The organism is Streptomyces sp. NBC_00096 (assembly GCF_045041305.1).
Lineage (GTDB): Bacteria > Actinomycetota > Actinomycetes > Streptomycetales > Streptomycetaceae > Streptomyces.
This window is the reverse complement of the sequence record NZ_CP108221.1, coordinates 2,452,418-2,470,441: the sequence shown is the minus strand read 5'-3', so window position 1 is coordinate 2,470,441 and position 18,024 is coordinate 2,452,418. Positions and strand designations below refer to the sequence as shown.

General features: G+C 72.2%; 13 protein-coding genes and 1 pseudogene. 12 read left to right on the top strand and 2 right to left on the bottom strand.

What is annotated here, in order from left to right; translation table 11 throughout:
* The first annotated feature begins 151 nt into the window (after positions 1 to 151).
* The gene (gene leuE, locus OG904_RS10520) at positions 152 to 823 is read left to right on the top strand and encodes a leucine efflux protein LeuE (protein WP_405489652.1); all 672 of its coding nucleotides are present in this window, start codon (positions 152 to 154) and stop codon (positions 821 to 823) included.
* Here leuE and OG904_RS10515 read toward each other — a convergent pair.
* Positions 816 to 2,159: a polysialyltransferase family glycosyltransferase gene (locus OG904_RS10515; RefSeq protein ID WP_405489650.1), complete on the bottom strand. Its 1,344-nt coding sequence runs from the start codon at positions 2,157 to 2,159 to the stop codon at positions 816 to 818. The genes leuE and OG904_RS10515 overlap by 8 nt on opposite strands.
* Positions 2,156 to 3,169 (bottom strand): glycosyltransferase family 2 protein, encoded by a 1,014-nt coding sequence (locus tag OG904_RS10510; RefSeq protein ID WP_405489648.1) that lies wholly within the window; start codon positions 3,167 to 3,169, stop codon positions 2,156 to 2,158. The genes OG904_RS10515 and OG904_RS10510 overlap by 4 nt, the downstream gene beginning before the upstream one ends.
* A 176-nt stretch (positions 3,170 to 3,345) precedes the next feature.
* On the opposite strand from OG904_RS10510, the gene OG904_RS10505 reads away from it, so the two are divergent.
* From OG904_RS10505 to OG904_RS10455, 11 genes and pseudogenes are all read left to right on the top strand, one after another.
* On the top strand, positions 3,346 to 5,016 hold the full coding sequence (locus OG904_RS10505; RefSeq protein ID WP_405489646.1) for a DUF6716 putative glycosyltransferase: 1,671 nt from the start codon (positions 3,346 to 3,348) through the stop codon (positions 5,014 to 5,016).
* A pseudogene (locus tag OG904_RS10500) lies at positions 5,013 to 5,843 on the top strand (cytidylyltransferase domain-containing protein); the annotation flags it as partial. The gene OG904_RS10505 and the pseudogene OG904_RS10500, both read left to right, overlap by 4 nt.
* A gap of 975 nt (positions 5,844 to 6,818) precedes the next feature.
* On the top strand, positions 6,819 to 7,727 hold the full coding sequence (locus OG904_RS10495) for an N-acetylneuraminate synthase family protein (RefSeq protein WP_405497928.1): 909 nt from the start codon (positions 6,819 to 6,821) through the stop codon (positions 7,725 to 7,727).
* A gap of 138 nt (positions 7,728 to 7,865) precedes the next feature.
* A complete protein-coding gene (locus tag OG904_RS10490; protein WP_405489644.1) occupies positions 7,866 to 9,029 on the top strand; it encodes a hypothetical protein in 1,164 nt (387 codons plus the stop codon).
* Between the two features lie 137 nt (positions 9,030 to 9,166).
* Entirely contained in the window at positions 9,167 to 10,435 is a 1,269-nt protein-coding gene (locus tag OG904_RS10485; protein ID WP_405497926.1) for an amidohydrolase, read from the top strand.
* Positions 10,436 to 10,653: 218 nt separating this feature from the next.
* Positions 10,654 to 11,703, top strand: a complete 1,050-nt coding sequence (locus OG904_RS10480; RefSeq protein ID WP_405489642.1) for a BMP family protein — start codon at positions 10,654 to 10,656, stop codon at positions 11,701 to 11,703.
* Between the two features lie 232 nt (positions 11,704 to 11,935).
* A complete protein-coding gene (locus OG904_RS10475; protein WP_405497924.1) occupies positions 11,936 to 13,603 on the top strand; it encodes an ABC transporter ATP-binding protein in 1,668 nt (555 codons plus the stop codon).
* A complete protein-coding gene (locus OG904_RS10470; RefSeq protein ID WP_405489640.1) occupies positions 13,600 to 14,715 on the top strand; it encodes an ABC transporter permease in 1,116 nt (371 codons plus the stop codon). Before OG904_RS10475 ends, OG904_RS10470 begins: the two co-directional genes overlap by 4 nt.
* Entirely contained in the window at positions 14,712 to 15,977 is a 1,266-nt protein-coding gene (locus OG904_RS10465) for an ABC transporter permease (protein ID WP_405489638.1), read from the top strand. The genes OG904_RS10470 and OG904_RS10465 overlap by 4 nt, the downstream gene beginning before the upstream one ends.
* Positions 15,974 to 16,372 (top strand): cytidine deaminase, encoded by a 399-nt coding sequence (locus OG904_RS10460; protein ID WP_405489636.1) that lies wholly within the window; start codon positions 15,974 to 15,976, stop codon positions 16,370 to 16,372. The genes OG904_RS10465 and OG904_RS10460 overlap by 4 nt, the downstream gene beginning before the upstream one ends.
* A 99-nt stretch (positions 16,373 to 16,471) precedes the next feature.
* Positions 16,472 to 17,749 carry a thymidine phosphorylase gene (locus OG904_RS10455; protein WP_405489634.1) on the top strand — a complete coding sequence of 426 codons (1,278 nt, stop codon included), beginning with the start codon at positions 16,472 to 16,474 and terminating at the stop codon, positions 17,747 to 17,749.
* Positions 17,750 to 18,024: the final 275 nt, after the last annotated feature.

The following is an 18,024-nucleotide window of genomic DNA, read 5'->3' as shown; positions in this document are numbered from 1 at the left end:
AGGGGGCAGGCGGCACGGGACCGGTACGCGTGCGGCACGGTTGACGGCCGGCACCCACTGGTGCGGCCGTACGAGCCGCCGCGGGCGGCCGGTGGCCACTGGGTGAAATGGAGTGGCGCGACAGGTGTGCACCTATGGGACACTCCTGCACATGCTGGGTGTCACAGATCTTCCGACGTATCTCGCCGGCCTCGTGCTGATCATTTTGCTGCCGGGTCCGAACTCGCTCTACGTGCTGTCCGTCGCCGCTCGCGGCGGGGTGCGCGAGGGATACAAGGCCGCCTGCGGGGTGTTCACCGGGGACGCCGTGCTGATGACCCTGGCCGCGGTCGGCGCCGGGGCCCTGCTGCAGACCAGCCCGATGCTGTTCGGCATCGTCAAACTGCTCGGCGCCGGATACCTGACCTGGCTCGCCGTCGGCATGCTGCGCGGCGCGTGGACCATGTGGCGCACGCGCCGCGAGCGCACAGCGGAGGCGGCGGTGGCCGCCGCGGAGGCCGTGGAGGCCGGGGCCGCGGCCGGAGACACGGAGCGGCCCTACCGGCGGGCGCTGCTGATCAGCGTGTTCAACCCGAAGGCCATCCTCTTCCTGATGTCCTTCTTCGTGCAGTTCGTGGACCCCGCCTACGCCTACCCGGCCCTGTCCTTCCTGCTGCTGGGCGGCCTGCTGCAGATCGGCAGCTTCCTCTACCTGACCACGCTGATATTCGGCGGGGACCGCCTGGCGGCCGCCTTCCGGCGCCGCAAGCGGCTCGCCGCCGGGGCCAGTTCGGCGGCGGGCGTGCTGTTCCTGGGCTTCGCGGCGAAGCTCGCGGTCAGCTGACGGCCCGGCGCAGCAGCCGGGCCATGCGCCGGGCCGTACGGCTGCGGGGCAGGAAGGACAGCTGCGCCGGGATGCCGCCGGGCAGGCCCAGCGCGGTCAGCCGGCGGCGCGTGAAGTAGCGCCAGGTGCGCGGGGTCAGGTTCCCGGCCAGCCAGCGCTCGGCCTCCGCGCGCCGCGCCGCCAGGATCTGCGGCTGCATCGTGAAGCCCACCGCCGTGAGCAGGCCCGCCAGTTCGGCCGCGACCCGTTCGGGCCCCGGCGGGGTCCAGGAGCGTACGGCCCGCGCGTCCGCGAGGTCCGGCAGCAGGGCGTCGGCCAGGGCCAGCGGGATCCGGTTGCTGTTGGGGTACGGGGACAGGCGCGCGAGCACGGCCTCCGTGCCGGTCCGGGCGACCGGGAGCCCGTAGAGGGTGGCGGCGGTCAGCAGGCCGGTGGAGAAGCACCCGATGACCAGGGCCGGGCGCAGCCGCTCGTACAGGGTCTCGGCGAGCACCGGGGCGTTCAGCAGGGTGAGCCGGACGCCGAGCCGCCGCGCCTCCTCCTCCGCCCTGCGCGCATGGGTGGCGGGGGCGCTGGGGTGCGGTTTGAAGACCAGCTCGCGGTGGCCCAGCGCGTGCGCGCCCCGGACCATCTCCGCGTGCAGTTCCTCCTCCTCGTGGGCCGGCATGAGGTCGAGCGCGGACAGGTACTGGCCCAGCAGCAGCGCCGGGGCCCCGTCCGCGGGCAGCTGGGCGGGCACCTGCGCGGGCACCTCGAGTTCGGCGACGGCCTTGAGGAAGGCGGCGGCCGGGATCGCCTCGGCCCGTACGTCGAACTCGGTCAGCAGCAGCGGCTCCAGGCCCGGTACGAGGTCCAGGTGCAGCACCCGCCGCACGCGCATGCCCAGCCCGGGGTCGAGCCGGAAGCGGGTGGGGCCGTAGCTCATCAGCCCGTCGGCGTAGACCTCGACGGCCGCGCCGGGGAAGAGCCGGCACAGGCTCTGGGCGGGCGGGACCTGCAGCGATTCCACGATGAGCTCGACGCGGTCGGTGCCCAGGCCCCAGGTGGTGCGCAGCTGCCGTTCCCACAGCGGGACGTCTTCGGCGCGGGGGCTCCAGGTGCTGGGGTGCTGCGGCGCGATGACGGCGTTCCAGTCGAGCACCTCGTCGAAGCGGGTGCGCAGGGCGGCGAAGCCGGGCGCGGCGGTCAGGCCGGGGGTGATCTCGGCGGTGACGGAGTGGTTGCTGGTCAGCAGGATCCGGCGGCCGGCGGGCGGGAAGGCGTCCGAGTCGAGGGCGGCGGCGAGGGTGGCCGTGCCGTAGAGGGTGGAGGCCAGGAAGATCTGGGTGACGCTCATGGCGTCACCCCGGCGGGGGCCGCGGCGGCCGCGGGAGCGGTGGCGCGGGTGGCGGGGGCGCGCCGGCGCAGGCGGCGGAGCAGGGTCGCGCGGTCGGCGTCCATCGAGTCCAGGGCCCGGTCCAGAACGTCCTGGGGCATTGCGCCGAGTGCGGCCGCGCTCAGGGTGCGGAGCTTTCTGGCCACGGGGGGTTCGAACCTTTCGATGGACCCGATGTGGTGCGCGATAATTGCACAGTACGTTCGGACGGCCTTCGGCAGGAGAAGATCGAATTCCCGGTCGGCGGCCGTTTCTGACAGGACTTGATCGAATGCGCGAATGAAATCGAGCTGACGCTCGTCCCCGATTTGTGTCAGCGAGGTGGAAACCCCGCGACGGTAGAAGATTCCGGGCAGGCCGACCGGCGCGAAGGACTCCGCCTCACGGTGCAGCCGCCAGATCCACGGCCGGTCCTCCGCCGTGCGCAGGCCGTCCGTGAAGTGCAGCAGCCCGCGGTCCAGCAGGCGCCGGTGGTACATCCCCGCCCAGGCGTACGGATAGTCCACCGAGGTCGTGCGGCCGGCGGGCAGGATCGCGGTGCGCGGATCGGCCACGACCGACTCCGGACCGAAGGGAACGCGCTGCACACTGCGCGTCCTGCCCGTGCACTGGACATGGTCGGTACGGACGAAGTCGCAGCTCAGAGCCTCGATAGCGGCCAGGGTGCGGGCCAGGTGGCCCGGCGCCAGCCAGTCGTCCCCGTCCAGGAAGGCGATGTACTCGCCGCGGGCGGCGTCCAGCCCCGTGTTCCGCGCCGTCGCCAGGCCGCCGTTGCGCTCGTGTCTGAGGTGCACGGCGCCGGGCAGCTCGCGCGCCGCCCGCTCCAGGAGCGCGGGCGTCCCGTCCGTCGAACGGTCGTCGACGAGCAGGAACTCGAAATCGTCCCGGGCATTGAGTTCGAGGCTTTTCAGGGCATCCGGCGCGTATGTCTGCACGTTGAAGAACGGCACGACAACAGAGAGCTTGAGCACTCGCGAGACATTAGGGTGCCGCTCGGCATTCACTGTGGCCCGGACGCGGATTCCATGTGAACGACGAACGGCGGGCGCGTTAACCAGGACGCTTTCGCATTTCGTCGACGGGTTGTTAACCCGCTGTTGTGCGCTCGTTGGGCCGATCACCGAAAAGGCGGAATAACTTCTGCCGGGTGCCAGCAAGCAACCGCCCGGCCCGACGGGCCGTCCTCCGTGTGGCCGTACTCGCCGATTCCGACACCCGGTGGAAGTGGGGAGCGCTCACCGCTCGCCGCCTCGCCCCGGAACCCGACTCCCTCCACCTCACCGGATACCTGCTGCGCGGCCGGGCCACCCCCACCGCGCGCCAGCTCGGAGAGGTCGGGGTCCAGGCGGACCGGCTCACCGAAGTGACCTGCGCCGGGTTCCTCGCGGAACTGTCCGCGCCGGACCGGCCGCCGTACGACGTGGTCGTCCTCGCACTGGTCGGCGGGGCCGTACAGGCCGTCCTGCACGGGGCACGGGCCCTGTGGCCCGGACCTGGTGCCCGGCCCGTGTTCGTCACCGGGTACGTCGGAGTCGTCTACGAGAAGCTCGCCGACGGCCTGCTGCTGCGGCACGGGGCCGACCTGGTCCTCGCCAACTCCCGGCACGACGCCGGACGGTTCCGCGCGGTGTACGGGGGAGTCGGGGCGGACGCGCGGGCCGTCGTGGAGACGGCGCTGCCCTTCCTGGACGGGGCGCCCTACGAACCCGTCACCGCCACGCCCCACCGGGTCGTCTTCGCGGTCCAGCCGTCGGTGCCGGAATCCCGGGCGGACCGCCTCTACCTGCTCCGGCGCGCCGCGGAACACGCCCGGCTGCACCCGGAGCGGGAGGTGCTGATCAAACTGCGCAGCCGCCCCGGGGAGCACACCACGCACCTGGAGGAGCTCCCGTACCAGCGCCTCGTGGAGCAGCTGCCGGGCGGGATCCCCTCCAACTGCCGTCTGGTGTACGGGAACATGGGCGAGATCCTGGACACCACGGACCTGCTGGTCACCGTCTCCTCCACGGCGGCCCTGGAATCCCTGCACCGCGGTATCCCGACGGCCGTCCTGACCGACCTCGGCATCCGCGAGGCCCTCGGCAACCACCACTTCCTGGGCTCGGGCTGCCTGGCCTCCTGGACCCAGCTCGACGAGGGCCTCCTCCCGCAGGCAGACCCGGCCTGGCTGTCCGACCAGGGCGTGGACCACCCCACACCACCACCCCTGGCGGGAGCCGCAGCGGGGGCTTGTGCGGCCGGGTCGGCGCCCGTCGCGGGCGGGCCCGTGTCCGCCACGGCGGCCGGTGACCCCGCGCCCGGGGTGTCCCGCCCCGGCCGGGACGTCCACGCCGCCGCGGGTGCGTGGGCCTCCGCGGGCGGGACGGTGTCCAACGCGGCCGGGTCGGCGGCGGCCGCGGGTGGGCCGGTGTCCACCGCAGCCGGGTCGCGGGCCTCAGCGGCATGGTCGGCGTCCGCCGCGGGCGGGCCTGTGTCCGTCACCGCGGCCGGTGACCCCGCGCCCGGGGGCTCCCGCCCCGGCCGGGACGTCCACGCCGCCGCGCGGGCGCGGCTGCACGAGCTGCTGGCGGAACCCGGGCTGCCGGCCCTGGCCCCGTACTACACGCGGGACACCGCGCCGGGGTACCTGCCCGGAATCCTGGCCCGGCACCACCTCGGCCCCGACGGAAGACCGCTGCCCGGCGCGGTCCGCACGGACGCGGGGGAGTCCCGGCTACGCCGACGGCTGCGCGCGCACCTGCGCGATGCGGCCCGGGGCGCGTACCGCCACGGAGTCCAGCGCGTCGCGCCGGTCATCCGCCGCCTGGGGGAGCTGTGAGCCCCCGCCCGGACCGCCGGGTCCACCCGTCCGGGGCGCGTACGGACGCGACCGCCGCCGCGGTGTCGGGGGCGCGTGCGGGCGCACCCGCCGCCGTGGTGTTCGGGTCCCGTGCGGACGTTTCAGCCGCTGTGGTGTCGGGGTCCTGTGCGGGTGTACCCGCCGCTGTGGTGTCCGGGGTGCATGCGGGCGCAACCGCCGCCGTGGTGTCCCAGGCGCGTACGGGCGCACCCGCCGCCGTGGTGTTCGGGTCCTGTGCGGAGGCGCCCGGCGCCTCCGTGGCCGGGTCCCGTGCGGGTGTACCCGCTGCCGTGGTGTCGGGGTCCCGTGCGGGCGCCGCAACCGCCGTGGTGTCCGGGTCCCGTGCGGACGCACCTGCCGCCGCCGTGTCCGGGGCCCGCACGGGCGCAACCGCTGCCGCCGTGGTGTCCGGGGCTCCGGGGCGGGGCGTGCCCAGGGTGCTCGCCGTGATCCCCGCGCGCGGGGGGTCCAAGGGGGTGCCCGGCAAGAACCTGGCCGACGTCGGCGGGATGCCGCTCGTCGTACGGGCCGTGCGGGCCTGCCTGGGGGCCGGGAGCGTCACCGACGTCCTCGTGTCCACCGACTCCGAGGAGATCGGTGCCGCCGCCCGCGGGGCCGGGGCCGTGGTGCTGCGGCGGCCCGCCGGGATCTCCGGGGACACCGCCACCAGCGAGGCCGCCCTGCTGCACGCGCTCGACGCCTTCGAGGAGCTGCACTCGCTCACCGTCGACGTGGTCCTCCTGGTCCAGTGCACCAGCCCCTTCGTCACCGCCTCCGACGTGGAGTCCGTCGCCGCCGCCGTCGCGTCCGGCGGGGCCGACTCGGCGCTCACCGCAGCCCCCTTCCACGGCTTCCTCTGGCGATCGGCCCCCGACGGCTCCGGGAGCGGGGTCAACCACGACACCTCGTACCGCCCCCGCCGCCAGGACCGGCCCCAGGACCTGCTGGAGACCGGCGCCGCCTACGCCATGAACGCTGCCGGCTTCCGGGCCGCCCGCCACCGCTTCTTCGGGCGGACCGTCCCCGTGGCGACCGATCCGGCCCGGGTGCTGGAGATCGACGACCCCCACGACCTGGCCCGCGCCCGCGCACTCGTACCGGTCCTCGCTCCGGCCCCGTCCCCGGCCCTGGCCCCCGCCCCGACTCCGGCTCCCGCCCCCGCCCTGGCCCCGGCTCTTGCCGCGGCTCTGGCCTCGGCTTCCGCCCCGGCCCCGGCACCGGCACCGGCCTCGACTTCGGCCCCGGCCCCGGCCTCGGCTTCCGCCCCGGCCCCGGCCTCGGCCTTGGCTTCCGCCCCGGCCCCGGCCTCGGCCTTGGCTTCCGCCCCTGCCCTGGCCTCGGCTCCTGCCTTGGCTTCCGCCCCTGCCCTGGCCTCAGCTCCTGCCTTGGCTTCCGCCCCTGCCCTGGCCTCGGCTCCTGCCGTGGCCTCGGCCCCGGCACTGGCCTCGGCTTCCGCCCCGGCTCCTGCCCCGGCTCCTGCTCCGGCTCCGGCTCCTGCTCCGGCTCCGGCTCCGGCTCCTGCCCCGGCTCCGGCTCCGGCTCCTGCCCCGGCCCCGGCCCCACCCCCGGCCCCAGCCCCGGCTCCTGCCCTGGCCCCGGCTCCGGCACTGGCCTCGACTTCGGCTCCGGCCCCGGCTCCGGCCCCGGCTTCCGCCCCGGCCTCGGCTCCGGCACTGGCCTCCGCTCCCGCCCCCGTGCTCACCGCGGTACCGCCCGTACCTCCCGCACCCCTCGTATCTCCCACACCCCTCGCACCCCCCGTACCGAAGGACAGCCCTGCCATGACGGTCACCCCCGCCCCCCGCCTCCGCGCCTTCGGCTCGCGCATCGCCGGCCCCGGTCAGCCCGTCTACGTCGTCGGCGAGATCGGCATCAACCACAACGGCGACCTGGGGAACGCCTTCGCCCTCATCGACGCCGCCGCCGAGGCCGGCTGCGACGCCGTGAAGTTCCAGAAGCGCACCCCCGAGATCTGCACCCCCCGCGACCAGTGGGACATCGAGCGCGACACCCCCTGGGGCCGCATGACCTACATCGACTACCGCCACAAGGTGGAGTTCGGCGAGGCCGAGTACCTCGCCATCGACGAACACTGCACCAAGCGCGGCATCGACTGGTTCGCCTCCCCCTGGGACACCGAGGCCGTCGCCTTCCTGGAGAAGTTCGACGTCCCCGCGCACAAGGTCGCCTCCGCCTCCCTGACCGACGACGAGCTGCTGCGCGCCCTGCGCGCCACCGGCCGCACCGTCGTCCTCTCCACCGGCATGTCCACCCCGAAGCAGATCCGCCACGCGGTGGAGGTGCTCGGCAGCGACAACATCCTGCTCTGCCACGCCACCTCCACCTACCCGGCCAAGGCCGAGGAGCTCAACCTGCGGGTCATCAACACGCTGCAGGAGGAGTACCCCAACGTCCCGATCGGCTACAGCGGCCACGAGACCGGCCTGCAGACCACCCTCGCCGCGGTGGCGCTCGGCGCGGCCTTCGTGGAGCGGCACATCACCCTCGACCGGGCGATGTGGGGCTCCGACCAGGCGGCGTCCGTCGAGCCGGGTGGCCTGACGCGTCTCGTCCGTGACATCCGGACCATCGAGACGGCGCTGGGCGACGGCGTCAAGCGGGTCTACGAGTCCGAGCTCGGCCCGATGAAGAAGCTCCGCCGCGTCCAGGGCCAGCTCGCCACCGTCTGAGCGGGCCCCCCGGGGCTCCGCCCCCGACCCCGCTCCTCAAACGCCGGAGGGGCTGAATTTCCAGCAGGCCGACGCCGGTCAGATCAAGCCCCGCCGGCTGTGCGTCGTTCCATTCCGCCCTCTCCCGAGGAGTACGTGGTGACCCCCTCAGCCCCCGCCCCAACCCTGGCTTTCGTGGAGAGCCCGGTCCAGCTCCTCAACGTCCTGGAGTGGGCGCACGCCCAGCGCACCGGCCTCCTCGGCGCCGTCCCGCGCCAGCCCGCCCGCGGCACCGGAGCCCGGCCGACCGCGGCGGCAGCGGCAGCGGCAACGGCAGGGGCCCCCGCGGTGCGGATCGTCGTGCTCCCGCCCACCGACCCCATGTCCCGCGGCCAGCTGCGCCGGATGGCGGGGCTGGCCCGGGACGAGGGGCACCAGGTCAGCTGGCAGGAGGCGCGCGGCGGCCGCCTCGCGCCGGTCAGGGCGCTCATCGCGCTCGCCCGCGAGGTCCGGGCGGCGCGCCGGGTGGTCCTGGGGGATCCCTTCTCCCGCTACGTCCAGCTGCTGCTCACCCTCGTCCGCGCCGAGGAGCTCGTCGTGGTCGACGACGGCACCGCCACCATGGAGTTCGTCGCCCAGACGGCCCGCGGCGAGCGCCTCGTGCGCTGGCACCGGGTCGGCGGCGGCGGTCTCCCCGGCCGGCTGCGCGAGCTGGCGTACGCACCGGTCTCGGCGACCGCCCGGCACCGGTTCACCCCGGGCCCCGGCTCCGGCCGCCGCGTCGAGGTGTTCACCTCGATGCCGGTCACCGCGCACGGTGCGATGACCGTCCGGCTCAACGACTTCGCGTGGACCCGGTCCCGCTTCGGCCCGCCGCGCCTGACCAGGGGCACCGACCTGGTGGGGACCTCGCTGGTGGAGACCGGTGTGGTCGACGCGGACCGCTACCGGGACGCGGTGCGCGCCCTGACCCTGGAACACGGCGTCACCCGGTACTTCGCCCACCGCCGGGAGTCCCCGGAGAAGCTGCGCGCGCTGAGCGAGGCGACCGGGCTGGAGATCGTACGTCCGGACCTGCCGCTGGAGCTGATCGCGCGGCGGGGCCCGGTCGGCCGGACGATCGTCAGCTTCCCCTCCACGGTCGTCCACACGCTGCCGTACGCCCTGATCGGCACCGGTGTGACCGTGGCCGTATGCGATGTGGATCCGGGCTGGCTCACCCCGGCCGCCTCGGAGCGGGCCCGCGGTTTTCTCGCCGGGGTCACCGACACGGCCCGTGATGTGCACAGACTTCCTGCTCAGGCGGCTCCGGCGGCCGGATGAGCGCGCGAGTTTACCCCCGTCCACATCCGGTCATGCGTCCAGAGGCCGGGTTTCTTTCCCCTAACGGCATGAACTTTTGGTGATCTCCGGCCAGTTGAGCCATGGGTGGGCCTACCCTTAAACGGGTGAACCAGTTGATGTCCCGCGAGTCCCAGACCGCCCTGCCCGGCAAGCCCGACCGGCCCGAGCTGCCCGGCAAGCTTCCGGACCACCTGCGTGCCGAACTGATCGACTTCCGCCGGGACTTGCACATGCACCCCGAGCTGGGGCATCACGAGTTCCGCACCACGGCGGCGATCAAGGCCCGGCTGGAGAAAGCGGGCCTGCGCCCGAGGGTGCTGACCTCGGGCACCGGGCTCATCTGTGACGTCGGGACCTGGGACGGAGTGCGTCCCATGCTCGCCCTGCGCGCGGACATCGACGCCCTGCCGATCCCGGATGCCAAGACGCACGTCTCGTACCGATCGACCGTCCCGGACCGGGCCCACGCCTGCGGCCACGACGTGCACACCGCCGTCGTCCTCGGCGCCGGGCTCGTGCTGGCCGAGCTCGACCGCCAGGGCCTGCTGCCCCGGCCGGTGCGGCTGCTCTTCCAGCCCGCCGAGGAGGTGCTGCCGGGCGGTGCCACGGAGGCCATCGACTCCGGGGTGCTGGACGGGGTCGGCAAGATCATCGCCGTGCACTGCGACCCCCGCGTCGACGCCGGCCGCATCGGCCTGCGCAGCGGGCCCATCACCTCGGCCTGTGACCGCCTGGAGGTCACCCTCGCCGGACCCGGCGGGCACACCGCCCGCCCGCACCTGACCACCGACCTGGTGACGGCGGCCGCCCGGCTCGCCCTCGACCTGCCGGCCGTGCTGGCCAAGCGGATGGACGCCCGCTCGGGAATGTCCGTCACCTGGGGCCGGATCGAGGCCGGCCACGCCTGCAACGTCATCCCGATGCACGCGGAGCTGTCCGGAACCGTTCGGTGCCTGGACCTGAACTCCTGGCACGAGGCCCCCGACCAGATCCACGCGGTCATCGACGAGATCGCGTCGATGCACCGGGCCAAGTCGGAGATCACCTACGTCCGCGGAGTGCCCCCGGTCGTCAACGACCCGATGGTCACCGAACTGCTCCGCGAGGCGATGGGCGCCCGGCGCGGCGCCGACTCGGTCGAGGACACCGAGCAGAGCCTGGGCGGCGAGGACTTCTCCTGGTACCTGGAGCACGTGCCCGGAGCCATGGCGCGCCTGGGCGTCCGTACGCCCGGCGACACCGCGAAGCGGGACCTGCACCGGGGCGACTTCGACGTGGACGAGGCCGCGATCGGGGTCGGCGTGGAGTTCTTCACGGCCGCCGCGCTGCTCGACGGCCGGCCGGCCGAAGGGCGGCGCGCCAGGCTGACGGGGTCGGCGGGGTAGAAGTTCCTACCCCATCGGCGGACGATCCGGCGGGCGCGTCCAGCCCTTGGTACGCATGGGCCGGGCGCGTCGGCAGTTACTGATCGGTCACTGTCTGGTTCACGACGATCCGATAACGACTCATGAACGGGCCTTTAACTGACATCTACGCGCGTTACGATCGCCGCGAAACCAGCGCCGGTCGTGGCGCTTCGGTCAGGTTTTGAAGGAGCCTCCCCTTGCGCCGGATCACCAGGATCGCCACCGTGGGCATCGCGTCCGCGGCGCTGGCCCTCTCGGCCACCGCCTGTGGCGGTAAGAAGTCCTCGGACACCTCCACCGGGAAGAAGGAGGAGTCCGCCGCCATCGCGTACGACGTCGGTGGCCGCGGCGACCAGTCGTTCAACGACGCCGCCTACGAAGGTCTGGAGAAGGCCCAGAAGGACCTCCAGATCAAGGTCGCCCAGGCGGAGCCCAGCGACGGCGAGGGTGAGGCCGACAAGGTCCAGCGCCTCACCGAGCTGGCACGCAACGGCAACAACCCGGTCATCGGCGTCGGTTTCGCCTACGCCCCGGCCATCAAGAAGGTCGCGGAGAAGTACCCGAAGACCACGTTCGGCATCATCGACGACACGTCGGTGACCGCTCCGAACATCGCCAACCTCGTCTTCAACGAGGAGCAGGGCTCCTACCTGGCCGGCGTCGCCGCCGCCAAGGCGTCCAAGACCGGCACGGTCGGCTTCATCGGCGGTGTCGAGGTTCCGCTGATCAAGAAGTTCGAGGCGGGCTTCGCCCAGGGCGTCAAGGACACCAACCCGAACGCCAAGGTGCTCACCCAGTACCTGACCCAGCCGCCGAACTTCGACGGTTTCTCCAAGCCCGACCTGGGCAAGGCCGCGGCCGAGGGCCAGCTCGACAAGGGCGCCGACGTGATCTACGCGGCCGCCGGTCTGGCCGGCTCCGGTGCCATCGAGGCCACCGCCGCCAAGGGCAAGTGGGCCATCGGCGTCGACTCGGACCAGTACAACCAGGCCGGTCTGGCGAAGTACAAGGACCACATCCTGACCTCGGTCACCAAGCAGGTCTCGCAGTCCGTCTACAACCTGATCAAGTCGGTCGAGGACGGCAAGCCCCAGTCCGGTGAGATCCGCTACGGCCTCGACAAGGACGGCGTCGGCCTGGCCGACTCCAACCCCGAGTACAAGAAGATGACGGACCTCGTCGCCGCGGTCGACAAGGCGAAGGCCGACATCATCGCCAAGAAGATCGAGGTCAAGACCGCGCCGTAAGGCTTGGTCCGACCTGCGACGAGCACGGTCTCCGGGGTCCGGGAAGCGGTCTCTATCGCTCCCGGGCCCCGATCCGTGTCACGTGGTTTGATGTGATCTTGTGGCCGGGTGGCCGCAAGTTTTCACTTTCGACAGTGCTACGCGCGTAGAAGCATCGTGGACGCGATACTTTCTCTCCCCGCCCTGTCCCCCTCCCTGCCTTCAGCTCCTTCCGCGCCAAGGAGAGTGCGTCATCAACGCGTCCAGCCCGCCCCCCGCCGTAGAACTGCACGGCATCACCAAGCGCTTCCCCGGCGTCGTCGCCAACAAGGACATCGCGATCACCGTCCGCAAGGGCACGGTCCACGCCCTCGTCGGTGAGAACGGCGCCGGCAAGTCGACCCTGATGAAGATCCTCTACGGCATGCAGAAGCCGGACGAGGGCACCATCGCCATCGACGGGGAGCAGGTCTCCTTCCACAGCCCCGGCGATGCCATCGCCCGCGGCATCGGCATGGTGCACCAGCACTTCATGCTGGCCGACAACCTCACCGTCCTGGAGAACGTGGTCCTCGGCGGCGAGAAGCTCTACGGCATCGGTGCGAAGGCCCGTAAGAAGATCAAGGAGATCTCGGACGCGTACGGCCTCGGCGTACGTCCCGACGCCCTGGTCGAGGACCTCGGTGTCGCCGACCGGCAGCGCGTGGAGATCCTCAAGGTCCTCTACCGCGGTGCGAAGATCCTCATCCTCGACGAGCCGACCGCAGTGCTCGTGCCGCAGGAGGTGGACGCCCTCTTCGACAACCTGCGCGAGCTCAAGTCCGAGGGCCTGACCGTCATCTTCATCTCGCACAAGCTGGGCGAGGTCCTCAAGGTCGCCGACGACATCACCGTCATCCGGCGCGGCACCACGGTCGGCACCGCCGACCCGCGCACCACCACGACCAAGCAGCTCGCCGAGCTGATGGTCGGCTCCGAGCTGCCGTCGCCCGAGACCCGCGAGTCCACGGTGACCACCACCCCGATGCTCCGGGTCGACGGCCTGACCGTCGCCGAGGGGGGCGTGCCCGTCGCCACGGAGGACACCGCGCGCACGCCGGGCCTGCCGGACGCCAACCTGCCCGACACCACGATCGCCGGCCGCCTGCTGCTCGACGGGATCAGCTTCACGATCCACAAGGGCGAGATCCTCGGCATCGCGGGCGTCGAGGGCAACGGCCAGACCGAGCTCATCGAGGCCCTCATGGGCATGCTGAGCCCCGACGCGGGTGTCATCACCCTCGACGGCGCCGACATCACCAAGGCCCCGGTGCGCAAGCGCCGCGAGGGCGGCATCGGCTACATCCCCGAGGACCGCCACCGGCACGGCCTGCTCCTGGAGTCCTCGCTCTGGGAGAACCGCATCCTCGGCCACGTCACCGAGAGCCCCAACTCCAAGCGCGGCATCCTCGACCTGAAGGCCGCCCGCAAGGACACCGAGCGGATCGTGCGCGAGTACGACGTCCGCACGCCCGGCATCGAGGTCACCGCGGCCTCGCTCTCCGGCGGCAACCAGCAGAAGCTGATCGTCGGCCGCGAGATGAGCCACAACCCGAAGTTCCTCATCGCCGCCCACCCCACCCGCGGTGTGGACGTCGGTGCCCAGGCGCAGATCTGGGACGCGATCCGCGAGGCCCGCCGCGGGGGCCTGGCCGTCCTGCTGATCTCCGCCGACCTGGACGAGCTCATCGGCCTGTCCGACACCCTGCGCGTCATCTACCGCGGCCGCCTGGTCGCCGACGCGGACCCCGCGACCGTCACCCCGGAGGAGCTCGGCACCGCCATGACGGGCGCCGCCTCCGGGCACCTGGAAGCCACCGACAACCACTCCGCCGCCGGCACGGAAACCCGTACCGACTCCCCGGAGGACGAGGCCCGATGAAGAAACTCGACAAGGACCGGCTGCTCCTCGGCATCGCCGGGCCCGTGCTCGCGCTGGTCGCCGCCTTCGCGCTGACCATGATCGTGCTGGGCGCGACGGGCATCGACCCGATCGAACCCCTGCGCCTGATGGTGGAGAACGCCGGCTACGAGGACGTCCAGATCCTCATCGTGAACCAGGCGGGCACGTACTACCTGGCCGCCCTGGCCGTGGCCATCGGCTTCCGGATGAACCTCTTCAACATCGGCGTCGACGGCCAGTACCGCCTGGCCGCGATGATCTCCGCGGTGGTCGGTACGGCCGTGAGCCTGCCCGGTCCGCTGCACATCCTGCTGATCGTGGTCGTCGCCATGCTGACCGGTGCCTTCTGGGCCGGCATCGCCGGTGTCCTGAAGGCCAAGCGCGGGGTCAGCGAGGTCGTCTCCACGATCATGCTGAACGCCATCGCGACGAGCCTGATCGCCTGGCTGATCCTGCCGAAGAACCTCGGCGTCCAGCCCGCCGGCTCCAACGACCTGACCACCGGCGACATCGCCTCCTCCGGCTGGTTCCCGGCGCTCTCGCTCGGTGACGGCCTGGAGATCTACGGCTTCACCTTCGTGGCCTTCGCCCTGGGCGTCGTCTACTGGTTCGGGCTGAACCGGACCCGCTTCGGCTTCGACCTGCGCGCCACCGGCGCCAGCGAGTCCGCCGCCCAGGCCTCCGGTGTGGACGCCAAGAAGATGATCATCACCTCGATGCTGATCTCGGGCGCGGTCGCCGGCCTCTCCGGCATGCCGCAGCTGCTGGGCGAGACCCACACGTACAACCTGTCCTTCCCGGTCGGGATCGGCTTCACCGGCATCACCATCGCGCTGCTCGGACGCAACAGCCCGGTCGGCATCTTCTTCGCCGCGTTCCTGATGGCCTTCATCGACAAGGCCTCGGCCTCGCTCGACCAGGCCGGGTACGCCAAGGAAATCGGCACGATCATGAAGGGCCTGATCGTGATCGCGGTCGTCGTGTCCTACGAGCTCGTCCGCCGCTACGGGATCCGGCGCCAGCAGCAGAAGGTCGGCGAGGAACTCGCCGCCGGCGGCGCCATCAAGACCGACAAGGAGGTCGCGGCGTGAGCACCAGCACCGTTTCCGCGACGAGCGCCGCCCCCAAGAAGCCGGGCGGCCGTCAGAAGCTCACCCTCCCGTGGATCATGCTGATCATCGCGGGCGGCCTCGCGCTGATCTCGCTGGTCCGCGTGATCAGCGGCGCCGACGACCTGACCTCGATCGGCCAGGTCTCGGGCGCGCTCTCGCTCGCCGTGCCGATCGGCCTCGCCGGCCTCGGCGGCCTGTGGGCCGAGCGCGCGGGCGTCGTCAACATCGGCCTCGAAGGCATGATGATCCTCGGCACCTGGTTCGGTGCCTGGGCCGGCTACCAGTGGGGTCCGTGGACCGGCGTCATCGCCGGCATCATCGGCGGCGCCATCGGCGGCCTGCTGCACGCGATCATCACGATCACCTTCAACGTCAACCACATCGTCTCCGGTGTGGCCGTCAACATCCTGGCGCTGGGCTTCACCCAGTACCTGTCGAACTTCACCTTCGCGGACGCCCCCGGCGGCTCCTCCAAGCAGTCCCCGCGCGTCGAGCCGATCTACAAGATCACGGTGCCGGGGCTGTCGGACTGGATGGCGACCCTCCAGGGCAAGCACTGGTTCTTCGTCTCCGACCTCGCGGGCGTCGTCGGCGGCCTGGTCACCGGCCTGTCGCTGCTGACCGTCCTCGCGCTGCTGCTGATCCCCGGCACCTGGTGGGTGCTCTGGCGCACCACCTTCGGCCTGCGCCTGCGCTCCTGCGGCGAGAACCCGATCGCCGCCGAATCGCTCGGCGTCAACGTCTACAAGTACAAGTACATCGCCGTGATCGTCTCGGGCGGCCTCGCGGGCCTGGGCGGCGTGTTCCTGTCGATCGTGGCCAGCCCGATCTACCAGGAGGGCCAGACCGGCGGCCGCGGTTACATCGGTCTCGCCGCGATGATCTTCGGCAACTGGATGCCGGGCGGCATGGCGCTGGGCGCCGGACTCTTCGGCTTCACCGACAGCCTCAAGCTGCGCGGCGGTGCCGAGAACGTCCACGCGATGCTGCTGCTCATCGCCATCCTGCTGGTCCTGGTCGTGGCCTGGCAGATCTACAAGAAGCGCTACGTCCCGGCCGTGGTCTCGGCGGTCTTCGCCGTGCTGCTGTTCCTCTGGTACGCGCTGACCGACGCGGTGCCCAGCCAGTTCGTGGACGCCGCCCCGTACGTGACCACGCTGCTGGTGCTCGCGCTCTCCGCGCAGCGCCTGCGGATGCCCAAGGCGGACGGCATGCCGTACCGCAAGGGCCAGGGCAAGTGACGACGGCGCGAAGGGTGGACTGGGAAGCGCTGCGGATGGCCGCACGGGACGCCATGTCCCGCGCGTACGCCCCGTACTCGGGCTTCCCGGTCGGCGTCGCGGCACTGGTCGACGACGGCCGCACCATCGTCGGCTGCAACGTCGAGAACGCGAGCTACGGGCTCGGCCTGTGCGCCGAGTGCGGTCTGGTCTCCTCCCTCCAGGCCACGGGCGGCGGCCGCCTGACGCACTTCACGTGCGTGGACGGCAAGGGCGAGATCCTCGTCCCGTGCGGGCGCTGCCGCCAGCTGCTGTTCGAGTTCGGCGGCCCCGGACTCCAGGTGGAGACGCCGGAAGGCGTCCTGCCGCTCTCCGCGATGCTGCCGCAGGCCTTCGGGCCCGACCACCTGAGATAGCCGCGGCGACGGCCCTCCGCCCCTGCCGGGCGGGGGGCCGCCGTCCTTTCCCACCCGGACCCCTCTCCTCTCTCTATGCGCGTAGAAGGAAGCACTTCCATGGACGTCATCTCCGTCATCCGCACCAAGCGTGACCGCGGTGAACTGAGCCCCGAGCAGATCGACTGGGTCATCGACGCGTACACGCGCGGCGTGGTCGCCGACGAGCAGATGTCGGCGCTGGCGATGGCCATCCTGCTCAACGGCATGAACCGGACCGAGATCGCCCGCTGGACCGCCGCGATGATCGCGAGCGGCGAGCGGATGAACTTCGACTCCCTCTCCCGCCCGACCGCGGACAAGCACTCCACGGGCGGCGTCGGCGACAAGATCACCCTGCCGCTCGCCCCGCTGGTCGCCGCCTGCGGCGCGGCCGTACCGCAGCTCTCGGGCCGCGGCCTGGGTCACACCGGCGGCACCCTGGACAAGCTGGAGTCCATCCCCGGCTGGCGTGCGCTGCTCTCCAACGAGGAGATGCTGCACGTACTGGACACCACCGGCGCGGTGATCTGCGCGGCCGGCGACGGGCTGGCCCCGGCCGACAAGAAGCTCTACGCGCTGCGCGACGTCACGGGCACCGTCGAGGCGATCCCGCTGATCGCCTCCTCGATCATGTCCAAGAAGATCGCCGAAGGCACGGGCTCCCTCGTCCTGGACGTGAAGGTCGGCACCGGCGCCTTCATGAAGAACATCGAGGACGCGCGCGAGCTGGCCCGCACCATGGTGGGCCTGGGCACCGACTCGGGCGTCAAGACGGTCGCCCTGCTCACCGACATGTCCACCCCGCTCGGCCTGACCGCCGGCAACGCGCTGGAGATCCGCGAGTCGGTGGAGGTCCTGGCGGGCGGCGGCCCCTCGGACGTGGTCGAGCTGACCCTGGCCCTGGCCCGGGAGATGCTGGACGCGGCGGGCATCAAGGACGCCGACCCGGCGAAGGCCCTGGCCGACGGCTCCGCGATGGACGTGTGGCGCCGGATGATCGCGGCCCAGGGCGGCGACCCGGACGCGGCGCTGCCGGTGGCCCGTGACCAGCACGTGGTCACGGCCCCGTCCTCGGGCGTGCTGACCCGGCTGGACGCGTACGGGGTGGGCGTGGGCGCATGGCGCCTGGGCGCCGGCCGCGCGCGCAAGGAGGACCCGGTCCAGGCGGGCGCGGGCATCGAGCTGCACGCGAAGCCGGGTGACACCGTGACGGCGGGCCAGCCGCTGATGACCCTGCACACGGACACCCCGGAGAAGTTCGACTACGCCCTCGCGGCGCTGGACGGCACCTTCGACATCGCGGCGCCGGGCACGACCTTCTCGGCCACGCCGATCGTCCTGGACCGCATCGCCTGACCTGCGATTCCCTTTCGGGTGAACGGGACCGGTGGACGCCCACCGGTCCCGTTCTGCCTGCTGGGACCGGTGACGAAGCGAGATCACCTCGAGCCGCCGCACCTCGGCTTCCCCCGGCCGTAGGCGTGTCCTCCGGCCCTACCGATGAGTTCGGGAAGCGCCGAGGGTCTGTCTCATGTGGAGACCAGAACCCTGACCCTCGAGGGGCCGGAGCCGGATACCGACGAGCTGTGCGCACGCGTGCGCGCACTGTGCCGAGACGGTCCCGACGGGGT

What these genes read in the sequence shown, in the direction of transcription:
- leuE (WP_405489652.1), top strand. Translation starts at nt 152, where the DNA reads ATGCTGGGTGTCACAGATCTTCCGACGTATCTCGCCGGCCTCGTGCTG.
- OG904_RS10515 (WP_405489650.1), bottom strand. Translation starts at nt 2,159, where the DNA reads ATGAGCGTCACCCAGATCTTCCTGGCCTCCACCCTCTACGGCACGGCC.
- OG904_RS10495 (WP_405497928.1), top strand. Translation starts at nt 6,819, where the DNA reads ATGACGGTCACCCCCGCCCCCCGCCTCCGCGCCTTCGGCTCGCGCATC.
- OG904_RS10485 (WP_405497926.1), top strand. Translation starts at nt 9,167, where the DNA reads ATGTCCCGCGAGTCCCAGACCGCCCTGCCCGGCAAGCCCGACCGGCCC.
- OG904_RS10470 (WP_405489640.1), top strand. Translation starts at nt 13,600, where the DNA reads ATGAAGAAACTCGACAAGGACCGGCTGCTCCTCGGCATCGCCGGGCCC.
- OG904_RS10455 (WP_405489634.1), top strand. Translation starts at nt 16,472, where the DNA reads ATGGACGTCATCTCCGTCATCCGCACCAAGCGTGACCGCGGTGAACTG.